We start from the raw sequence: 689 nt of genomic DNA on the forward strand, positions 1-689 counted from the left end.
CCTGGCCGCCGTCGAATTTCCACACCGGCACCAGATTGGCGATGTTGAACAGGGCGGCAAAACCAGCCAGAGCCGCCAGCAGCATTGCCGCCAGCCGATGCCCTTCCGCGCTGGCAAAGCTACTTGCGGCGATTGCGATCGGCACCAGGAAGGCGGAGAAGCCGGCGCCCATCAAGGCCACGAAGGCGACCTCGAAACGGCTGTCATAGGGCCGGCCACCAATGGCGATGCCGCCGAGCAGCGGGATGAAGATCATCCGCGCCCTGTTGTGGCCCATCAGCCGAAATGCCGCCATGTGGCCGAGCTCGTGCAGGGCGACCACCGATGTGAGGATCGCGGCCAGCGCCAGCCCGCCGAAATGAAGCCCGAAGAACGGCCACAGGATCAGTGCCGACAGCGCGGCGAAGCCGACCTGGCTCAGCGGATGCTCGAACCAGCCGCCCTTGCGATACTGCCCGGTCCGCGCCCAGCGCTGCAGCTTGGAGAGTTCGCGGCGCATGGCGAAATAGCGGAACACCAGGAAGGCAACGCCGCGATAGCGATCGGTCTGGCTGAGCGTCACCCGCGTACCATTGCCCTCGGAAACGAGTTCGGTGGTTTCGCGAAAATCCTTCCAGAACGAGGCGTCGAGCGCGGTGTCCTCGATGACCCGCATCGAGAAGTGGCTGCCCTCGACCACGTCTTCAAAC

The 689-nt window shown here is 64.9% G+C and carries 1 pseudogene; it reads right to left on the bottom strand.

The window, feature by feature from the left end:
- A pseudogene (locus tag EN935_RS38950) lies at positions 1-689 on the bottom strand (site-2 protease family protein); the annotation flags it as partial.

This window comes from Mesorhizobium sp. M7D.F.Ca.US.004.03.1.1 (genome assembly GCF_003998635.1).
Classification (GTDB): Bacteria; Pseudomonadota; Alphaproteobacteria; order Rhizobiales; family Rhizobiaceae; genus Mesorhizobium; species Mesorhizobium loti.